Source organism: Bacteroides gallinaceum (assembly GCF_030373775.1).
In the GTDB taxonomy this organism is placed as follows: Bacteria; Bacteroidota; Bacteroidia; order Bacteroidales; family Bacteroidaceae; genus Phocaeicola; species Phocaeicola excrementipullorum.
Genome location: NZ_JAUDEN010000005.1, coordinates 112,127 through 129,089 on the forward strand (window position 1 = coordinate 112,127; position 16,963 = coordinate 129,089).

Sequence of the window (16,963 nt, forward strand, 5' to 3'; positions counted from 1 at the left end):
TGTCTTCAGTCTGGAGACGGAGTTTTTGCCGAAGCTCTTCCGGTCTTCTGTGAGTGCTTTTACTGGATATTGACCAGCTTGTGGGTCTGGAGGCTCAATCTCCATTCGGGGTGTTCCAGGATGTAGCCGATCACCTGTTGGGTATTGCTGCATGAACAAGGCTGAAGGAAATAGTGCTTTGCCGGAAGCTTCAGGTATTTCGTCACATCCTGTCCGGTGTAGACCACTTTTACTTCGTCGATGTGTCCGGCCTTTATTTCGGTGCCTTCCTTGGGCGAGCAAGTCACCCAGTCGATACTTTCCGGCAGCTTGCAGGTTCCGTTTGTTTCGATGCAGATGTATTTTCCCGCCTGATGGAGCAGGTCCAGCAGCTTCTTGTCAATCCACAGTCCCGGTTCTCCTCCGGTGAGGATAACTGTGCGGCACGGGTATTTGTTTGTTTCTTCAACGATTTCTTCGTCTGTCATCAGGCTGCCGCTTTCGTGCGCCGTGTCGCAGAATTCGCATTTTAAGTTGCAGCCGGAAAAGCGGACGAACACGGAGGGAGTTCCCGTATGGAATCCCTCTCCCTGAAGGCTGTAGAAAATTTCGTTAATCTTTTTCATAGATGACGGTGTTTCCTTCCGACTCTCTCACTTCCACCTTCACGCAGTTGCGGATCTGGCCGCAGATCCATCTGGCAATGTTTTCTGCCGTAGGGTTGAATGGCAGAATGTCGTTCAGATTTTTATGATCCAGCCGCTCCTTGACTGCCTTTTTGATATGGGTGAAATCCACCACCATGCCGTTTTCATCGAGTTCTTCGGCTTGGCAATACACTGTAATTACCCAATTGTGACCATGCAAATTTTCGCATTTGCTTGGGTAAGATAGAGTCAGTTTGTGTGATGCGGAGATCTCCATCCGCTTGATAACTGTAAACATACGCTTTGTTCTGTCTTTTTTAGTTGCTTAAACGATGAAAATAAGTCGTGCGTCTAATGTCACCTCAACGCTCTGCAAAGTTAAAAAGAAAATTGTCAAACTCGGAATAAAAACTGCCCAAAAGGAGATAATGTCTTTTTTATATAGAATGACAGGATATTTCAGGGGGTGAAAGCCTCGGCGGGCTAGACAGGATTGTGCTTTGTACCGAAGGGCAATCGGCTGACGAATAGAATCGGGGAAGACATGCCGGAAGCAAGCGCAAAAGAACCTGACAGAATATCAGAAACTGTTTTGAATTTCTCCAAAAAGTTTTTCTTGGCTTGATGTGTTCGTTTTCGTGTGTGCTTTGGGCTATTTTTTTGTCTTTTCCGCTTCTGTTCTTCGTCGGATAGCCCGCTATCTTCCTCATCACACAAACGGAAATGCCTCAAAAACTCATCCCAAATCAGCACACGATAAATTCAAAACAGTTTCTCATTTTATTGGAAAATTTAAACGCTCTTGGTCCAAACGCATAGGCTAAAAAAATAATCAATGTCACTAGTGGGCACTTTAAATTAAACATCGTTCTTTGAAATCTTTGATAATCGCATAGTTAAATATCTTTTTGGAGCGTGACGATTTGAATTGAAAAGTTGTTTTAGCTTTGTCCAAAAGCTAAAAACAATGAACCAAGGCAAATATATCTTCGCTCAACTTACAGATTTTCTTCCCCGTCGTGTCTTTGACCGTTTGGTAGAGAAGTATTCCGGGAATAAGAAAATCAGAACATTCACCTGTTGGAATCAGATGCTGTGCATGATTTTCGGACAACTGACCGCCCGAGATAGTATGCGTGAGCTTATGCTCAGCCTTGAGGCGCACAAGAGCAAGTACTATCACTTGGGATTCGGTGCAACAGTTAGCCGTACCAATCTGGGGAAAGCAAACCGGAATAGAGATTATCGTATCTACGAAGAATTTGCTTATACCCTGATTGCGGAAGCCCGTAATAGCTACAACAAAAATGACTTCGAGGTGAAAGTTGACGGTAATGTTTATGCCTTTGATTCCTCCACCATAGACCTTTGTCTGAATGTTTTTTGGTGGGCGGAATTTAGGAAACACAAAGGAGGCATCAAACTTCATACCTTGTATGATGTAAAGACTTCCATACCGACAATCGTACTGGTAACCAATGCTAAAGTACATGACGTAAACATGCTGGATGAGTTGAGTTATGAAAAGGGAAGTTTCTATATCATGGATAAAGGATATGTTGACTTCACCCGTTTGCATAAGCTTCACACCTGTGATGCTTACTTCGTTACACGTGCAAAGGATAATATGAGATTCCGTAGAATGTATTCCCGTGAAGTCGATAAAACAACCGGAATAAAATGTGACCAGATTGGAATACTTGAAACGTATAAATCGCTCAAAGCATATCCGGACAAACTTCGGCGGGTTAAATACTACGATGAAGAACTGGGCAGAGAATTTGTGTTCATCACCAACAACATGGAACTCTCAGCAGAGGAAGTAGCCTTGCTATACAAGAACCGTTGGCAGGTGGAACTATTTTTCAAATGGATAAAGCAACACCTGAAAGTAAAATCTTTTTGGGGAACCACGATGAATGCAGTCAAGACACAAGTCTACTGTGCCATCATAACATACTGTCTGGTTGCCATTGTCGCTTACAAATTGAAAGTTAACCGTCCAATCTACGAAATCCTACAAATTTTGAGTTTTTCTCTACTGGATAAAACGCCTGTAAGAGAGATACTTACCAATTGCGATTACAAAAATGTCAAAGAACTAAATTATAAACAATTGAAAATCAGCTGGGACTAAGTGCCCAGCAGTGAATCAATGTAAAAAAGCATTTTCTGCATTTTTTTATGAGAACAATCCTTTGTTAATCAGCAAAAGCGAGAAAAAGGTTACTATCTGATGAATATGTAAGTTATTGTTTATCAGAAATAAGCGTCGTAATTTTGTGATCGGAAAAAAGAAATCAAGAACTGATTGTATTACTTTTAAACACTAAAGATTATGTTAGAAAATCGTTTTTTCAGACAGTTGAATGCTGCGAGTGCTTGCGGCAGCGCTTGCGGAGCGGATGACAAACAATGAAGTTCATTGTGCAGCAATGAAAAATATGGTATGCGGCAGGAACTTTTAAAATAAAAAAGGCTTATGGAATATTTCGCATTTCAATGGCATATCACAGAAGCGTGCGACCAGCGGTGTAAACACTGTTATATCTATGCGCTGGGCAGTCATGCCAGATTCAGACAGATGGCTGAGAAGGATATGGATGCTGTTTTGGCAAATATCAAGGAGTTCGGGGCAGGATGTCTACTGTTGATGTTTATGTGTCAAAGGAGCAGCCGAGCATTGCCGATGACGCTTCTATCAAAAACGCTTTCTACGATGCGCCAACGGTAGTGACGCTTTTTGCTCCCAGGAAGTTCCTTTATGCGGAAAGCGACGCTTGCGTGGCTGCCGAAAATATGCTGTTGGCTGCAACCTCTTTGGGGATAGGGTCATGCTACATTGGTTCTGCATGGGACTCGTTCGACAACCCTTTCGGACACGAAACGCTTCAGCGGTGGGGCGTGTGCACCGATTATTACGCAGTCCTTCATGTGCTGCTCGGCTATCCGAAAGATCCGATGGGTGAAATCAAGGCCAGACCCCGAAAAGGAGAGCGTCTGATCTGGGTGTAGCAACCGGTCGCTGATGATGCGTTTGGAGAAGTGAAGCCGCTATTTTTCAGCGGCTTCAAATTTTTTTCTGTGCCTGATGATTGATTTTATGTGCTTTTGTGCCCATTCTGTCAACTGCACGATAAACGGGACTAGCGAAGCGCCCGTTTCTGTCAGTCTGTATTCCACTTTGGGGGGCACTGTCGGATAAACCGTTCTTTCCACCAGCCCGTCTGCTTCAAGCGTGCGGAGCGTGCCTGAAAGTACGCGGGAAGATACGTCTGGTATCAGCCTGCCCAATTCGTTGAAACGCAAAACCTTGTTCTCGCTTAAAATGAGAATCACCAATAATGCCCATTTGTTGCCGAAACGGGCGATCACGTTCCGGACAGGACATATCTCAATAATTGCATTTTTTTCTTCTTTCTTTCTCATGGCACAGTAAAATAGTTGTCGGCTTCCACATGCAAAGTTATCAAATAAAAGCCGTCGGCAAGAATAAAATAGATCTTAAATATGATCTTCCGCTAAAAAAAGAACATGTTTGCAGAATGAAAAAGTGAAAATCTGAATCCGTCTGCTTTCATTCTCTTTCATTGCCCCGTTCTTTCAGATAAGCTGATAATCGGCTTGTTTTTAATGCCTTTCTGTTGTCTTATCGGATTTTTCTTCATAAAATAGGTAAATTCTTCTGCAAATATTTTTGAAATTCCAATCAATCCACTATATTTGTATACGAATTTCCTATATCTGATGATTGAAAAGAACGAAAAGCTGTTGGATGCCTTTGACGTGAAGTTTAAGCACCTGCTTGTGCTTTATGAGAATTTGCAGCAGGAAAACGCTTCGCTCCGCGGGCTTCTTTCCGAGAAAGAAGCGGAACTGGCAGAGATGAAAAGAGGCTTGGAGGATTTGAATGGAAGGTACAGGAATTTGAAAAGTGCTCGCATCTTGAGTGTCAACGATGATGAACTCCGCGATACGAAACAGAGGCTGGCGAGACTTGTGCGTGAAGTCGATAAATGTATCAAGTTGCTGGGAGAATGAATGTTTGGCAGTGAAGAAACATTATATGGACGATAAGTTTAAAATAAGACTGAAAATTGACAATAAGGAGTATCCGCTGACTATCTTGAGGTCGGAAGAAGAATTCTACCGCAATGCGGCCAGGCGGATTGATAAGGCACTGAATTATTATCGGAGCACGTATCCGAAGTTTGAAGCGGAAATACACTGGGCGATGACAGCCTTGGATTTCGCCTATGAAAATGAGCAGTTGAAAGTGCGGAATGACACGGAGCCTTTTTATGAAAGGATAGAGCAGATGATGAGAAGTATGGACCGTGTGCTGAAGCCGGAGGAGAAGAAAGAAGATGACGTGTAGACGGATTCGGTGGTGACAATTGAAGGATTAAAGGCGCACAAGCTGTCTGAAGGGATGACCGGAGGAAGTTTGTGCGCTTGTTTTTTTATATATGTTTAAATTAAAATACTAATGTTGACGACAGTAATACTAGTGGTTGTGGCCTTTCTTGTGGGAGGGGCATTGTCATACGGATTCTTCAGGTACGGCTTGAAGTCGAAGTGTGAAACGATAATTAAGGAGGCTGAAACTGAAGCCGAGGTGATTAAAAAGAACAAACTTCTGGAGGTGAAAGAGAAGTTCCTTAACAAGAAGGCTGACCTGGAAAAAGAGGTGGCTGCCCGTAACCAGAAAATCCAGCAGGCGGAAAACAAGCTGAAGCAGCGTGAAATGGTGCTTAACCAGAAGAACGAGGAGCTTCAGCGCAAGCGGAATGAAGCGGAGGCCATCAAGGAGAATCTGGATGCACAGCTCAGCATCATCGAGAAGAAGAAAGAAGAGCTCGACGTGATGCAGGCGCAGGAGCGTGAAAAACTGGAAGCCATTTCCGGACTTTCGGCAGAAGAAGCGAAAGAACGTCTGGTGGAGTCGCTCAAAGAGGAGGCGAAGACGCAGGCCCAGTCGTATATCAACGACATTATGGATGACGCCAAGCTGACAGCCAACCGTGAGGCGAAACGTATCGTCATCCAGTCTATCCAGCGCGTGGCCACCGAAACGGCTATCGAGAACTCGGTAACCGTGTTCCATATTGAGTCGGATGAAATCAAAGGACGCATCATCGGCCGGGAAGGACGTAATATCCGTGCGCTTGAAGCGGCTACGGGAGTGGAAATTGTTGTGGACGACACGCCGGAGGCTATCGTGCTCTCCGCTTTCGATCCGGTTCGCCGCGAAATAGCCCGTCTGGCTTTGCACCAGCTTGTCACTGACGGACGTATCCACCCGGCACGCATTGAGGAGGTGGTTGCAAAGGTACGCAAGCAGGTGGAAGATGAAATCATCGAAACCGGCAAGCGCACGACAATCGACTTGGGTATCCACGGACTTCATCCGGAACTGATTCGCATTATCGGTAAAATGAAATACCGTTCTTCGTATGGGCAGAACCTGTTGCAGCATGCCAGAGAAACTGCCAACCTCTGTGCGGTGATGGCTTCGGAACTTGGCTTGAATCCTAAGAAGGCGAAACGCGCCGGTCTGCTTCATGACATAGGCAAGGTGCCTGACGAAGAGCCGGAACTTCCGCATGCGCTGCTGGGCATGAAGCTGGCAGAGAAGTACAAGGAGAAACCGGATATCTGCAACGCTATCGGCGCTCATCACGATGAAATCGAAATGACCAGCCTGCTCGCTCCGATTGTTCAGGTGTGTGATGCCATTTCCGGTGCACGTCCGGGTGCCCGCCGTGAAATTGTTGAGGCTTACATCAAGCGTTTGAACGATCTTGAACAGCTTGCCATGTCATATCCGGGAGTGACCAAGACTTATGCAATTCAGGCAGGACGTGAACTGCGTGTCATTGTAGGCGCAGACAAGATAGACGACAAGCAGACCGAAAATCTGTCGGCTGAAATAGCCAAAAAGATTCAGGATGAGATGACTTATCCGGGTCAGGTGAAGATTACGGTTATCCGTGAAACACGTGCGGTCAGCTTCGCTAAATAAAGAATCTGTTAAGTATGTAATAATTGTTTGGGAAAGGGCCGCGAGGCTCTTTCCTTTTTTAGTTTTCATAGCCCGGGTGTTGGGATATTGTTGTATATTCGCTGACTAAACATTGCTTATGGCCGATAAGTTGACACCAGAACAGAGGCATCGCTGCATGTCGCACATACGGAGCAGAGATACGAAGCCGGAAATCATTGTGAGGAAATATCTTTTTTCCCGCGGTTTCCGTTACCGTGTCAACGTGCGGAGGCTGCCCGGCACTCCCGATATCGTGCTGCGCAGATACCGTACGGTGATATTCGTCAACGGGTGTTTTTGGCACGGGCATGAAGGGTGCAGGTATTATGTGCTTCCCAAATCGAACGTTGATTATTGGCGGAATAAGATCGAAAGAAACCGGGAACGCGACAGGAAAGATCGTATCATGCTCAGGGATATGGGCTGGCATGTCATCCAGCTATGGGAATGCCAGCTGAAGCCGAAGGTGAGGGAAAGGACGCTTGAGGGACTTGTGTGTACGCTCAACAAGATGGTTCTGCTGAATTACGGCGCGAAAAAATATGACCTTGAAGAAGAATCTGGGCGGAATGCGGCAGAGCCTGATCCGGAGTATGTGCGTATGAAGGAGTAATGTCGGCTGCTGCGGTTTGTGCGTTCTTCAGGGAGTTTCCGGTGATGTTATAAAACATGGAATCAATTCATATATTTTATAAAATCCGGTATCGGCAAATACTCTGATATTTCGTAACTTGCGAAACTAACCAATTTAACAGAGGCGATATGGAAATACTACATGATGAAGGAGGTAAAAGATTTTGGACTTTAGTTGATGGGTATACAGCTCATGTGGCTTACGAAATCCGTGAAAAGGGACTGGATATCCGGCATACGGTAGTCCCCGAAGCGATTGGGGGACGTGGTATTGCTGCTGCATTGGTAAAGGCGGTGTATGATTATGCCCGTGTGAAGCAGTTGAAACCGATTGCCACTTGTTCGTATGCGGTGTCCTGGCTTCAAAGGCATCCTGAATATGGAGGAGAAGTCGGCGAGGATTATGTGGACAAGGGATCTTGCGCTCTTTGACGGCAAGATCAGCGAACAGGCTTTGAACATAAAGGCACAGAAACACAACGTTTGCAGCTATTGGATTCAGCGTGTGTTTCTGTGCCTTGTTTTTGCTGGTGTGCCTAGATTCGTGCGGCGATGTCTTCTGCCAGCCGTCTGGCCTCGGCGCGGTCGGGTTTCCCGGTTCCTGTTTGAGGGAGCTTCTCTGTCTTGAACACCTGCTTGGGCCTCCAGTAAGGGGGAAGCGTGGAGACGGCCTTTTCGATTTCTTTCATCTGCGGTTCTCCTTCTGTCAGCATAACGATGCGTTCGCCGAATTTCGGATCGGGTACAGCCGTTATCATGAAGGGCAGGGAGAGCCGGGCGTGCAGAGCCTCTTCGATCTGTTCTATCTGTACTTTTACTCCTCCCGTATTGATTGTATTGTCTTTTCTGCCGATGATGCGGAATTGCCCCTTGGGGTTCAGTTCTGCGATGTCGTTTGTTGTCAGGGTTTCTTCATTGACACGCGGAGCACGGATGATGAGCGTGTTTTCGTCTGAAAGGGAAACAGTCACATCCTTGAATGGCGTATACCATCCGGAGGCTTCCGGTCCGCTGAGTTTCCGCAGTGCGATGTGCGAAAGTGTTTCCGTCATTCCGTAAGTGCTCCATACGGAATTTGGAAAGCGCCTGAGCGTTTCTTCCATTTGGCGGTCGATTGCTCCGCCTCCGATGATCAGGTGGCGTGTCTGTTGCAGCAGTTCGTTTTCTTCGCGTACGGCAAGCGAATTGAATACCTGCATCGGAATCAGGGCCGCGAAAGACGGAGCTTTCGCCAGATCTTTGAGCGGATGTCCGCTGGGGTTTACCGGAATCAGGTTCAGTCCGGCAACAAGTGCGCGGACCACGACCATTTTGCCTGCGATATACTGCAGCGGCATGCAGAGGAGCGCTGTGTCATGAGGCTGGAGCCTGAGAAATGAAACGGTAAGCATGGCACTGTTCATCATGCGCTCTTTTTCCACCCACAGTTCTTTCGGCTTTCCGGTGGATCCGGAAGTATGCACCTTCAGCCTGTCGGACGCATTGAACCATTCTGTGAGAAAGTCGGCCAGCCGGGCATGGAAGCTGTCGGTGCCGTATTTTTCCCGGAACAGACTTTGCAGCCGGCTCGGCTTGCCGTTTTCTGTCATCGAGTCGGCTGGCTGATAGACTGTTCCGTTGATGGTTATGGTTTGTTTATGTCTGTCGGTAATGAATGGCATTGTTTGCGTTTTTTATTCAGATAAATAATGTTTGAAATCGGGCGCCTGCGCTTCCGGGTCAAACCACAGGCAGTCGCCTTTGATAGAGAGCGGATAGTCAATGTTGTCGGTAAAGAGCAGTCCCGTTCCCAGTCCTTGGGGAAGAACCGGATTGAGTGTGGCACACCATTGGGCAATGGCATTCAGTCCGATGTTTGATTCCAGGGCCGATGTAATCCAATAGCCGATGCCCCGCTGTGTTGCCAGTGTGATCCATTCGGCCGATCCTTTCAGCCCGCCATGCAGCGAAGGTTTCAGAATGATGTATTGCGGCCGGATTGTTTCAAGCAGTTCGATCTTGCGTGCCACTGTATTTATGCCGATCAGCTCCTCATCCAGTGCGATGGGGAAGGGGCTGCTCTTGCAAAGCTGTCCCATGGCAGTCCATTGTCCGGCGCGGATGGGCTGTTCGATCGAATGGAGGCGGAACTGGCTGAGCGCTTCCAGTTTTTCGGGAGCGTCGTCAGGTGCAAACGCCCCGTTTGCGTCTACTCTGAGCTCGATCTGTTCAGGAGAGAAATGCTCGCGGATGTGCGCAAGCAGCTCCAGCTCTTTGTTGAAGTCGATAGCTCCGATTTTCACTTTGATGCAGCGGAAACCGAGGCGCATCTTTTCTTCTATCCGCTTGTACATTTCATCGAAGTTCCCCATCCATATCAGTCCGTTGATGGGAATCCCCTGTTTTCCTTCAGAGAAAGGAGTGTTCCACAGTTTCACGCTGCCGGTGTGGAGGTGCTGCAAGGCTGTTTCCAGACCGAAAAGCATGGACGGATAGGGACGCATCGCTTCGTAGTCGATGGTTCCTGTCATTCCCGTATTGCGGCAATGTCCGGCAAGAATGCTTTCATAGTCGGGCAAGTCGTCGCAGCTTAATGCCGGGAGCGGCGCGCATTCTCCAATGCCGAATCTTCCCGCATTGCGGTCTTCTATGCGGATGTACCAGACCTTGCGGGTGGTATAGACGCCTCGTGAGGTACCTGCAGGCTGTTTGAAGTGCAGGGTTCGTGGAATGATTTGAATCTTATACATGATCTTTTGCTTTTTAATTCATTTTGTTGAACTGATATTTGAACGATATCATGAAGTATCCTCTCAATTGTTCGGAGTAGGTTTCGCTGAAACGCGTGGCCGAAGCATACCGGTAATAGCTTTTCTTTTGGCTGAGTATGTCGGCCCAGTAGAATGAAATCTCGCCCTGCTTTTCTTTCAGGAACTTCCATCCCAGGCGGATGTTCCAGAGAATTTCATTGTTGTCATCGTTTCCCATTCCGGTGCCGTTGCGTATATTGTAGGCGGCATCCGTGTCAAAAGTCAGGTTCCATGGAAGCTGGATGTTGGTTGTAATGCCCATTGTGTAGTAGCGCGTGTACGTGTTGTTTCCCTGAAGCGAGTTCTTCGACTGCTGGTAGTCCCATCTCCCGTTCAAGTCGATGTTGCCCCAGTCCGGGACGTATGAAAGGCGGATGTCGGAAGACAGTCCGAGAGCACGTGTTGCGCTTTGTGCCATCTGTGATGAACCGGTGTCATCGATCAGGCTTATGCGGTGTGCAAAGTTGCTCGAAGCGTTGGCGAACAGTCTGAACAATCCCATACTTCGGTTGTATCCGGCATTTCCCATCAGGCTCCAATTGCCGTTGATGTTTACCGGAAAGGTTTCTCTTTTTCCGGTTTGCGGATCATATGAGGTGGCTTGTGACACGCTGTTGAATTCCTGGTTGAATGCCATGCTTATATTGATGCCTTTGGTGAAGTTGTTTATCATGAAATAAACCGCATGACTGTATGACGGCTTCAGGTCGGGGTTGCTTCGGGTGACAAGCAAGGGAGATACATATTGGGTGGGTGCCAGCAGGCTGGCCAATGAAGGCTGGCGGGTGTATCCTGAATAGCTGAGCATTGCATACCAATTGTCTTTTTGTCTGGTGAGGGCTAAAGACGGATGCCATTCAATGCTGGTTGAGGCTGTGTCGATCCGTGTATTTGCATCCGTCTGTTTCAGTGAACGCCTTTGGGGGATTACAGACAGTCTTGTCTGGATGCTCCATACTTTTCCCTGGTAGTTATAAGTGAGTGTAAACCGGTGGCTTGCCGTATTGCTTTCGCTCCGGTTGCTCAAGCTGTCGATGTGTCCCGATTCGTATCCTTGCGGAAGGTTTCCGATGGCCGGCTGTCCTGTTTCCGGCAGAAAGGACAGGTCGTAGGTATCCTGATTGCTTGTTTCTTGTTCGTATTTGAACGCATAGGCGAATTGCAGGCGCGCGTTCTCGCCGAACACCTGCGTATAAGCCAGTTCCGTTTCATGGCTCCGGGTGTCGTAGGGTGATTTCCGGAACTGATGCTGTCGGCTCACCGAGTCGTTTCCCCAGATGTCTTTCAGCCGGAAGTAGGTTGCTTCAGCCAGTGTGAATGATTCGTCGGTCATTTTGTTCCGGCTTGCCAGATAGCTTATTGCCAGGTTGTTTCCTTTGGGGTTTAATTTTCTGGTGAAGGATGCGTTGATGTCATATCCCCATGAATTGCGTTTGTGCTCTGTCTGGCTCAGATGGTCATTGATGCGGTTTCGCTGGTCTGTTTCTTCGATTTGCGCGAACGGGTTTCTCACGTCCACCTGCGGGTTGACGCTGAATATGGAGCTGTGCGTGTCGTTCCGGCTGGTGGAAGGCAGAAACCTTGCGTTGCCTCCTATGTTGACACTGGTCTTTTCGTCGATGTTCCATCTGAGACCCAGGTTTCCGCTCGTGTTCCGGTCTTTGCTCAAAGAATTGTTTGTGTTGATTCCGTACTGCGTGGTTTCGGTCAGATAGTTTTCATTGTATCCGGATCCGGTCGCGCCGTTCCGGTTGTAATTGTATCCGATTCCCCCCCACAGCTCCACGTTTTTGGTCAGATGCCTGCTTGCGCTTGCTCCGATGGAATGCGAAATATTCCGTTCGTCGGGAGTGGTGAAGTCTTGGTTGCCCGAGCGTCCGATGACGCTGAAGTTATCCCCGCCTTCTTCAAACCGGAATAGCTGGGCACTGGCATTTTTCTTCTTGTGGTTGCCGTATCCGGCTTCTGCGGAGGCTGTGAGCGTTCCGTTCAGCTTTTTCTTTGTCTGCAAATCGAGGACATAATTCTTTTCCGTATCTTTTATGCCCGTATCCTTTTCTTTATCCGTTTCTTTGTCGTACACTTTCAGTTTGCTGACAAATGAAGCCGGTATATTTTCAAGAGCAATTTTGTTGTTTCCCTTGAAGAACTCTTTTCCGTTTGCGGTGATTTCCCTGATCGGATAGCCGTTGAATGAGAGTGAATGGTTTTTAGGATCGTAGCTTAGTCCCGGAATGCGGCGGACCAATGCTTCCAGATAGGCTCCCTCGGGAACCTTGAACGCATTCGGATTGAAAACCACCGTATCTCCTTTCTGCTCCATCGGAGGGATGGGGGCGGTTACGGTTACTTCGTCAAGCAGCAAGGTATCGGAAAGATGAAACACGACAGAGTCTTTTGCCGCTTGCTCTTGGGCGTTCAGTTGCCGGCTTCCCACGATGCACAGGCAAAGTACGGTTATCAGACAGACTGCATGTTTCATCTTTGCGTCTATGTTTTTTTCTTGTGCGCAAGTCAAGGGAGTTTCGGATATTTCGACCAGTCGGGCTTGCGCTTTTCCAGGAACGCCTTTCCGCCTTCCTGCGCTTCGTCTGTCATGTAATAGAGCATGGTGGCATCGCCTGCCAGTTCCTGTATTCCGGCCTGTCCGTCGAGTTCCGCATTCAGTCCTGCCTTGATCATGCGCAGGGCGAGCGGGCTGTGCTGCATCATGGTTTCCGCCCATTCCACCACTTCGTCTTCCAGGCGGTCGAAGGGAACCACTTTGTTCACAAGTCCCATTTCGAGAGCCTCCTGGGCGGAATATTGGCGGCAGAGGAACCAGATTTCGCGTGCTTTCTTCTGTCCTACCACACGGGCCAGATAAGATGAGCCGAATCCTGCGTCGAAGCTTCCGACACGGGGTCCTGTCTGTCCGAAAATGGCATTCTCGGATGCGATGCTCAGGTCGCAGACCACATGAAGCACATGGCCTCCGCCGATGGCGTATCCGTTGACCATGGCGATTACCGGTTTCGGGAGCGAGCGGATCTGTTTCTGTACGTCAAGAATATTCAGGCGGGGAACTCCGTCGGTTCCCACGTAGCCTCCGTGTCCTTTTACGTGCATGTCGCCTCCCGAGCAGAAAGCTTTGTCGCCTGCCCCTGTCAGTACGACGACGTTGATGTCGCGGCAATCGCGGCAGTAGTAGAATGCGTCACTTAATTCCTTGGTCGTGTCCGGCGTGAACGCGTTGCGGTAACGGGGACGGTTGATCGTGATTTTGGCAATTCCGTTATAGAATTCGAACAGGATGTCCTGATACGTTTTGATGGTTTTCCATTCTCTTGGTTGTGGCATGGCTTTTATTTTTTGAGGTTATGGTAATAAGTTTTCAATAATTCAACATCTTTTTCTTTGTCCGTGAACACTTCGAGCAGAAGCGGCTGAGGCAGTCCGGTTTCTTGCGTGAACAGGGCGGAAGCATCTTCCAGCTCTTCTTCATTGCGTGCGGACAGATAGCGGAATCCCCTGTCTTCTGCCCATGCGCGGGCCGATGTCTGATGGCTGGCTATGACGAACCGGGTGGTTGCGGGCTGCACATCCAGCCCCGGCAGAGCATGGAATATTTCTCCTCCGCTGTTGTTGAGAAGCAGGATCCGCAGGTTGTTGCCGTAGTTTGAATTCCAAAGCGCGTTCATGTCGTAAAAGAAGCTCAAATCTCCGATAAGCACAAAGTTGAGCTTTCCGGAAGCAGAGGCATAGCCTGCTGCCGTCGAGAGTGAACCCTCTATGCCGTTTGTCCCGCGGTTGGAAAGCACTTCGATGTCCGGCGGCAGGTTGAAAAGCTGGGCATAACGCACCACCGAGCTGTTTGCCAGGTGCAGGACGCTGGATGGCGGCAGGCTGCGCATCACTTTTCCCACGGCACCCATCTCTGAGAACGGAAAGTCAGCCTCGTCCAGCGTCCGGCAGACATCGTTCCATAACGCTGGATAGCCGGAAGCCGTTCCGCTGATGAGCGGAGCCGTTTCTGTCAAGAAACGGTACGGATCCATCTCCACGACCGCAGTGAGCGACTGGAAGACATCGGCTACTTGTCCGTCGGGTGCAATGTGCCAGTGTTCGGCAGGAGGGCAGCTGCGGAGGAACTTCTTGAGGCGGCCGGAAATGATGTGGCCTCCGTAGGTGACAAGAAGATCGGGACGCATTTCTTCCCATCTGTCTTTGCCGAGAGATGCCAGCACGGGTTCGATGTGCCGGATTGCATTCGGAGGCGCAGCCTGGTTGCTGATGTTTTCGGTCATCCATGCAAAGTGGGGAGCAAGCGCTTCGGCGGTCTGTCTGCTGAGCGCGTTTTTCGGATTCATTTGTCCCACAACCATCATACGCCGGCTGTATTGTTTGAATTTCCGGATGAATCTGTGTATGGCTTCATTCCCCTCATAGCGTGAAATGACACGTGCCGGCGGAATTTCCGCTGTCGGAAAGTTGAAGAACGGCTGGCTGACGGGTATGTTGATATGTACGGGTCCTTGTCCGTGGTGATTCAGTTCGAGCAGCGCTTCGTTGATGAGGCGGTTGCAAAACCACTCGTCTTCGCTGTCCTTGATTTCGGGAAGGCTGACCGATTTTTTTACAAGCCCGCCGAACACGCCGGGCTGCGGCAGGGTCTGTCCGTCCATCTGTCCGATCCATGCGCCGGGCCGGTCGGCCGAGAGCACCACCAGCGGCACTTGCTGGTAGAACGCTTCCGCTACGGCAGGGTGCAGGTTGAGCAGAGCCGATCCGGAGGTGCAGCATACGGCTGCCGGCCTGTTTTCGTTGAGAGCCAGCCCCAGTGCGAAGAATCCTGCGCTGCGTTCGTCGGTCACCGGATAGCAGGTGAATTCAGGCATCCTGGCAAGTGTCTGTACGATGGGTATGTCCCTGCTTCCGGGGCACAGCACGATTCTTCTTATGCCGTGCGCTTTCAGCAGAGCAGCAAGTTGCAGTATGTTCTTTTTGTCGGTATACATGGCGGGTGCTGTTTTGCATTATAGGATGTTGCGCATGGTGTTCATCTTCTGTTGGGTTTCCTCCCATTCCGAGTCGACTTCTGAAGTCGGGAGTATTCCCCCTCCGGCATAGAGTGTGGCCGTGTCTTTGCCGATGTGCATGCACCGCAGATTCACGTAGAGCGTTGTTTCTTCCCGGGGAGCCAGCCATCCGATGATTCCCGAATAGTAGCTCCGGTCGTATCCCTCCGTGTCCAGAATGAACCGGTAGGTTTCGTCTTTAGGCAGTCCGCACACGGCAGGAGTGGGATGGAGTTCCTGAAGGATGTCGCCCAGATGCTGCGTTTCTTTCAGCGTGAAATGGAAGTCCGTTTTCAGATGGACCAGTTGTCCGGCACGTGCGGTGTACGGTCCTTTCTCTGTCAGCCTGGAGCCGAATTTCTTGACGGCCTTCCGGATGTATTCGCTGACGAATCCTTGTTCCTCCTTGTTCTTGGTGCTCCATTCGGTCGGCATGTTCTCTCCGTTCATCGGCATGGTTCCTGCCAGCGACACGGTATGCCAGTCTGTTCCGTTTCCGCTGAGTATGACTTCCGGCGTGCTTCCTATCCATGTGCCGCCTGTCGGAGTATGGCAGAGCGAAATCATCATTCTTGGGTAGCTGTTGCATGCCTTTACGAAAGTGCCCAGCGGCGAAAAGTTATCCGGCAGCGGCTGGCGGCTTTGGCGTGAAAGCACCAGCTTGCGGAATTGCTTTTGGCGGAGCGGTGTGATGAAAAGGCCGAATGTTTCTGCATACCTTTGTTTTTCTTCGTCCGCCGAGGGCTGTTCTGCTGTCTGAGCGCCTTCTTCGGCCTGCGCTTCGGGTGCAGATTCGCCGGCAAGGGCTTCGGCAATCTTGTCCCAGTTGCGCGCCACTTTGTCCGGGCGTATGATAATGATCGGGCATCTGTCTGAAGCGTGGAACGGTGCCATGACAAAGCCCTCTTTTCCGTTCAGTTCGGCGAGCGTTCCGGCCGTTTCCGGCATCCCGTCTGCTTGCAGCACGAGAATCGGCTCGTCAGTCCACGGCAGGCGGTAGAGGGCAAAGCTCCGGCCGCCGTGTGTCAGGTTGTCTATCAGGTGATGGATGGATGTTTCGGGTATGTTCATGCGTGTTTTTTTACGATTTGATTGATTATGCGTGCCGTTGAAACCAGTTTCCCGTTGGGAGCCGTGATGTCGATGTTCCAGATGTGGGTGGTTTTTCCCCGGTGTACGAGCGTTCCGGTGGCTTTCACCCAGCTTCCTTTCGGGACCATGCTTACGTGGTTTGCGCTGACCTGTATGCCGCACGGCATCTGTCCTTCGGCGCAGAGCGGAATGGATCCGTGCCCCGCTACGATTTCTGCCAGGGCGAGCGATGCTCCCCCGTTCAGGATTCCGAATGGCTGGCACGTCCGTTCGTCAACGGGCATGACGGCTTGCACGAAGCCTTCCTTCATTCCGGTGAAACGTATGCCCAAATGTTCGCCCATCGAGTGCGACAAGTCGGGCAAAGGCAACTCTTTGTTTTCTTCTGTTTGCATACGGTGTATTTATATTGGTTTGCAAAATTACATAATTCCGTGCAAAACGTGTAGCAACAAGTGTGAAATTACCGCTTCGGGTGTGAATATTCTTGTCTTTCTGTCTGCTGGTTTTTCAGGGCGTTGGATCGTGTCTTGGAGCATAAGCCGCAGGGCTGACGCATTAAAAAGAATATTGATTATTAAGTACTTATTATTCAGCATGTGCTGATTTTATAGGTAAAAAACAGCCTTTTTATCAGGCTTTAGTATATCTCTAAATATCAGATACTCTGAATATCAATGACTTTAGTAATGCGTCAGCCCTGGCATAAGCCGGTCTTTT

General features: G+C 49.3%; 17 protein-coding genes. 7 read left to right on the forward strand and 10 right to left on the reverse strand.

The annotated features are described in order from the left end of the window. Positions 1 to 59: 59 nt before the first annotated feature. Positions 60 to 605, reverse strand: coding sequence for a 7-carboxy-7-deazaguanine synthase QueE (locus tag QUW60_RS04640; protein ID WP_289558754.1), 546 nt, complete (start codon positions 603 to 605; stop codon positions 60 to 62). Then, entirely contained in the window at positions 592 to 924 is a 333-nt protein-coding gene (gene queD / locus QUW60_RS04645) for a 6-carboxytetrahydropterin synthase QueD (protein ID WP_258337725.1), read from the reverse strand. The genes QUW60_RS04640 and queD overlap by 14 nt, the downstream gene beginning before the upstream one ends. A gap of 669 nt (positions 925 to 1,593) precedes the next feature. Between queD and QUW60_RS04650 the strand changes: the two genes are divergently transcribed. Both QUW60_RS04650 and QUW60_RS04655 read left to right on the forward strand, forming a co-directional pair. After that, positions 1,594 to 2,763 carry an IS4 family transposase gene (locus tag QUW60_RS04650; protein ID WP_289558756.1) on the forward strand — a complete coding sequence of 390 codons (1,170 nt, stop codon included), beginning with the start codon at positions 1,594 to 1,596 and terminating at the stop codon, positions 2,761 to 2,763. 503 nt (positions 2,764 to 3,266) lie between these two features. Then, a complete protein-coding gene (locus QUW60_RS04655) occupies positions 3,267 to 3,641 on the forward strand; it encodes a nitroreductase family protein (RefSeq protein ID WP_289558758.1) in 375 nt (124 codons plus the stop codon). A 39-nt stretch (positions 3,642 to 3,680) separates the two neighbouring features. On the opposite strand, the gene QUW60_RS04660 is transcribed toward QUW60_RS04655, so the two are convergent. Then, positions 3,681 to 4,055, reverse strand: a complete 375-nt coding sequence (locus QUW60_RS04660; protein ID WP_289558760.1) for a winged helix-turn-helix transcriptional regulator — start codon at positions 4,053 to 4,055, stop codon at positions 3,681 to 3,683. A 318-nt stretch (positions 4,056 to 4,373) separates the two neighbouring features. Here QUW60_RS04660 and QUW60_RS04665 point away from each other — a divergent pair, with 318 nt between their 5' ends. The 5 genes from QUW60_RS04665 to QUW60_RS04685 all read left to right on the forward strand — a co-directional run bounded on the left by QUW60_RS04665 (position 4,374) and on the right by QUW60_RS04685 (position 7,737). Beyond that, positions 4,374 to 4,667, forward strand: coding sequence for a coiled-coil domain-containing protein (locus QUW60_RS04665; RefSeq protein ID WP_258339344.1), 294 nt, complete (start codon positions 4,374 to 4,376; stop codon positions 4,665 to 4,667). Positions 4,668 to 4,692: 25 nt separating this feature from the next. After that, positions 4,693 to 5,004: a cell division protein ZapA gene (locus tag QUW60_RS04670; protein WP_258339345.1), complete on the forward strand. Its 312-nt coding sequence runs from the start codon at positions 4,693 to 4,695 to the stop codon at positions 5,002 to 5,004. A 111-nt stretch (positions 5,005 to 5,115) separates the two neighbouring features. Next, positions 5,116 to 6,651: a ribonuclease Y gene (gene rny / locus QUW60_RS04675; RefSeq protein ID WP_258339346.1), complete on the forward strand. Its 1,536-nt coding sequence runs from the start codon at positions 5,116 to 5,118 to the stop codon at positions 6,649 to 6,651. Positions 6,652 to 6,769: 118 nt separating this feature from the next. Beyond that, the gene (locus QUW60_RS04680) at positions 6,770 to 7,285 is read left to right on the forward strand and encodes a very short patch repair endonuclease (protein WP_258339347.1); all 516 of its coding nucleotides are present in this window, start codon (positions 6,770 to 6,772) and stop codon (positions 7,283 to 7,285) included. A gap of 149 nt (positions 7,286 to 7,434) precedes the next feature. Beyond that, a complete protein-coding gene (locus QUW60_RS04685; protein ID WP_258339348.1) occupies positions 7,435 to 7,737 on the forward strand; it encodes a GNAT family N-acetyltransferase in 303 nt (100 codons plus the stop codon). A gap of 104 nt (positions 7,738 to 7,841) precedes the next feature. Here QUW60_RS04685 and QUW60_RS04690 read toward each other — a convergent pair whose 3' ends face one another. Genes QUW60_RS04690 through QUW60_RS04720 form a run of 7 tightly spaced genes read right to left on the reverse strand, consistent with a single transcriptional unit; the run spans position 7,842 to position 16,638 of the window. Further along, a complete protein-coding gene (locus tag QUW60_RS04690) occupies positions 7,842 to 8,966 on the reverse strand; it encodes an AMP-binding protein (RefSeq protein ID WP_258339349.1) in 1,125 nt (374 codons plus the stop codon). Positions 8,967 to 8,978: 12 nt separating this feature from the next. Continuing rightward, positions 8,979 to 10,034: an o-succinylbenzoate synthase gene (locus QUW60_RS04695; protein ID WP_289558766.1), complete on the reverse strand. Its 1,056-nt coding sequence runs from the start codon at positions 10,032 to 10,034 to the stop codon at positions 8,979 to 8,981. Between the two features lie 13 nt (positions 10,035 to 10,047). Further along, positions 10,048 to 12,576 (reverse strand): outer membrane beta-barrel protein, encoded by a 2,529-nt coding sequence (locus QUW60_RS04700; RefSeq protein WP_289558768.1) that lies wholly within the window; start codon positions 12,574 to 12,576, stop codon positions 10,048 to 10,050. Between the two features lie 32 nt (positions 12,577 to 12,608). Then, on the reverse strand, positions 12,609 to 13,433 hold the full coding sequence (gene menB, locus QUW60_RS04705) for a 1,4-dihydroxy-2-naphthoyl-CoA synthase (RefSeq protein ID WP_258339352.1): 825 nt from the start codon (positions 13,431 to 13,433) through the stop codon (positions 12,609 to 12,611). Positions 13,434 to 13,438: 5 nt separating this feature from the next. Further along, on the reverse strand, positions 13,439 to 15,091 hold the full coding sequence (gene menD / locus QUW60_RS04710) for a 2-succinyl-5-enolpyruvyl-6-hydroxy-3-cyclohexene-1-carboxylic-acid synthase (protein WP_289558771.1): 1,653 nt from the start codon (positions 15,089 to 15,091) through the stop codon (positions 13,439 to 13,441). 18 nt (positions 15,092 to 15,109) lie between these two features. Continuing rightward, complete coding sequence (locus QUW60_RS04715) at positions 15,110 to 16,222, reverse strand: isochorismate synthase (protein ID WP_258339354.1); 1,113 nt, start codon at positions 16,220 to 16,222, stop codon at positions 15,110 to 15,112. Then, positions 16,219 to 16,638, reverse strand: coding sequence for a PaaI family thioesterase (locus QUW60_RS04720; RefSeq protein WP_258339355.1), 420 nt, complete (start codon positions 16,636 to 16,638; stop codon positions 16,219 to 16,221). The genes QUW60_RS04715 and QUW60_RS04720 overlap by 4 nt, the downstream gene beginning before the upstream one ends. Positions 16,639 to 16,963: the final 325 nt, after the last annotated feature.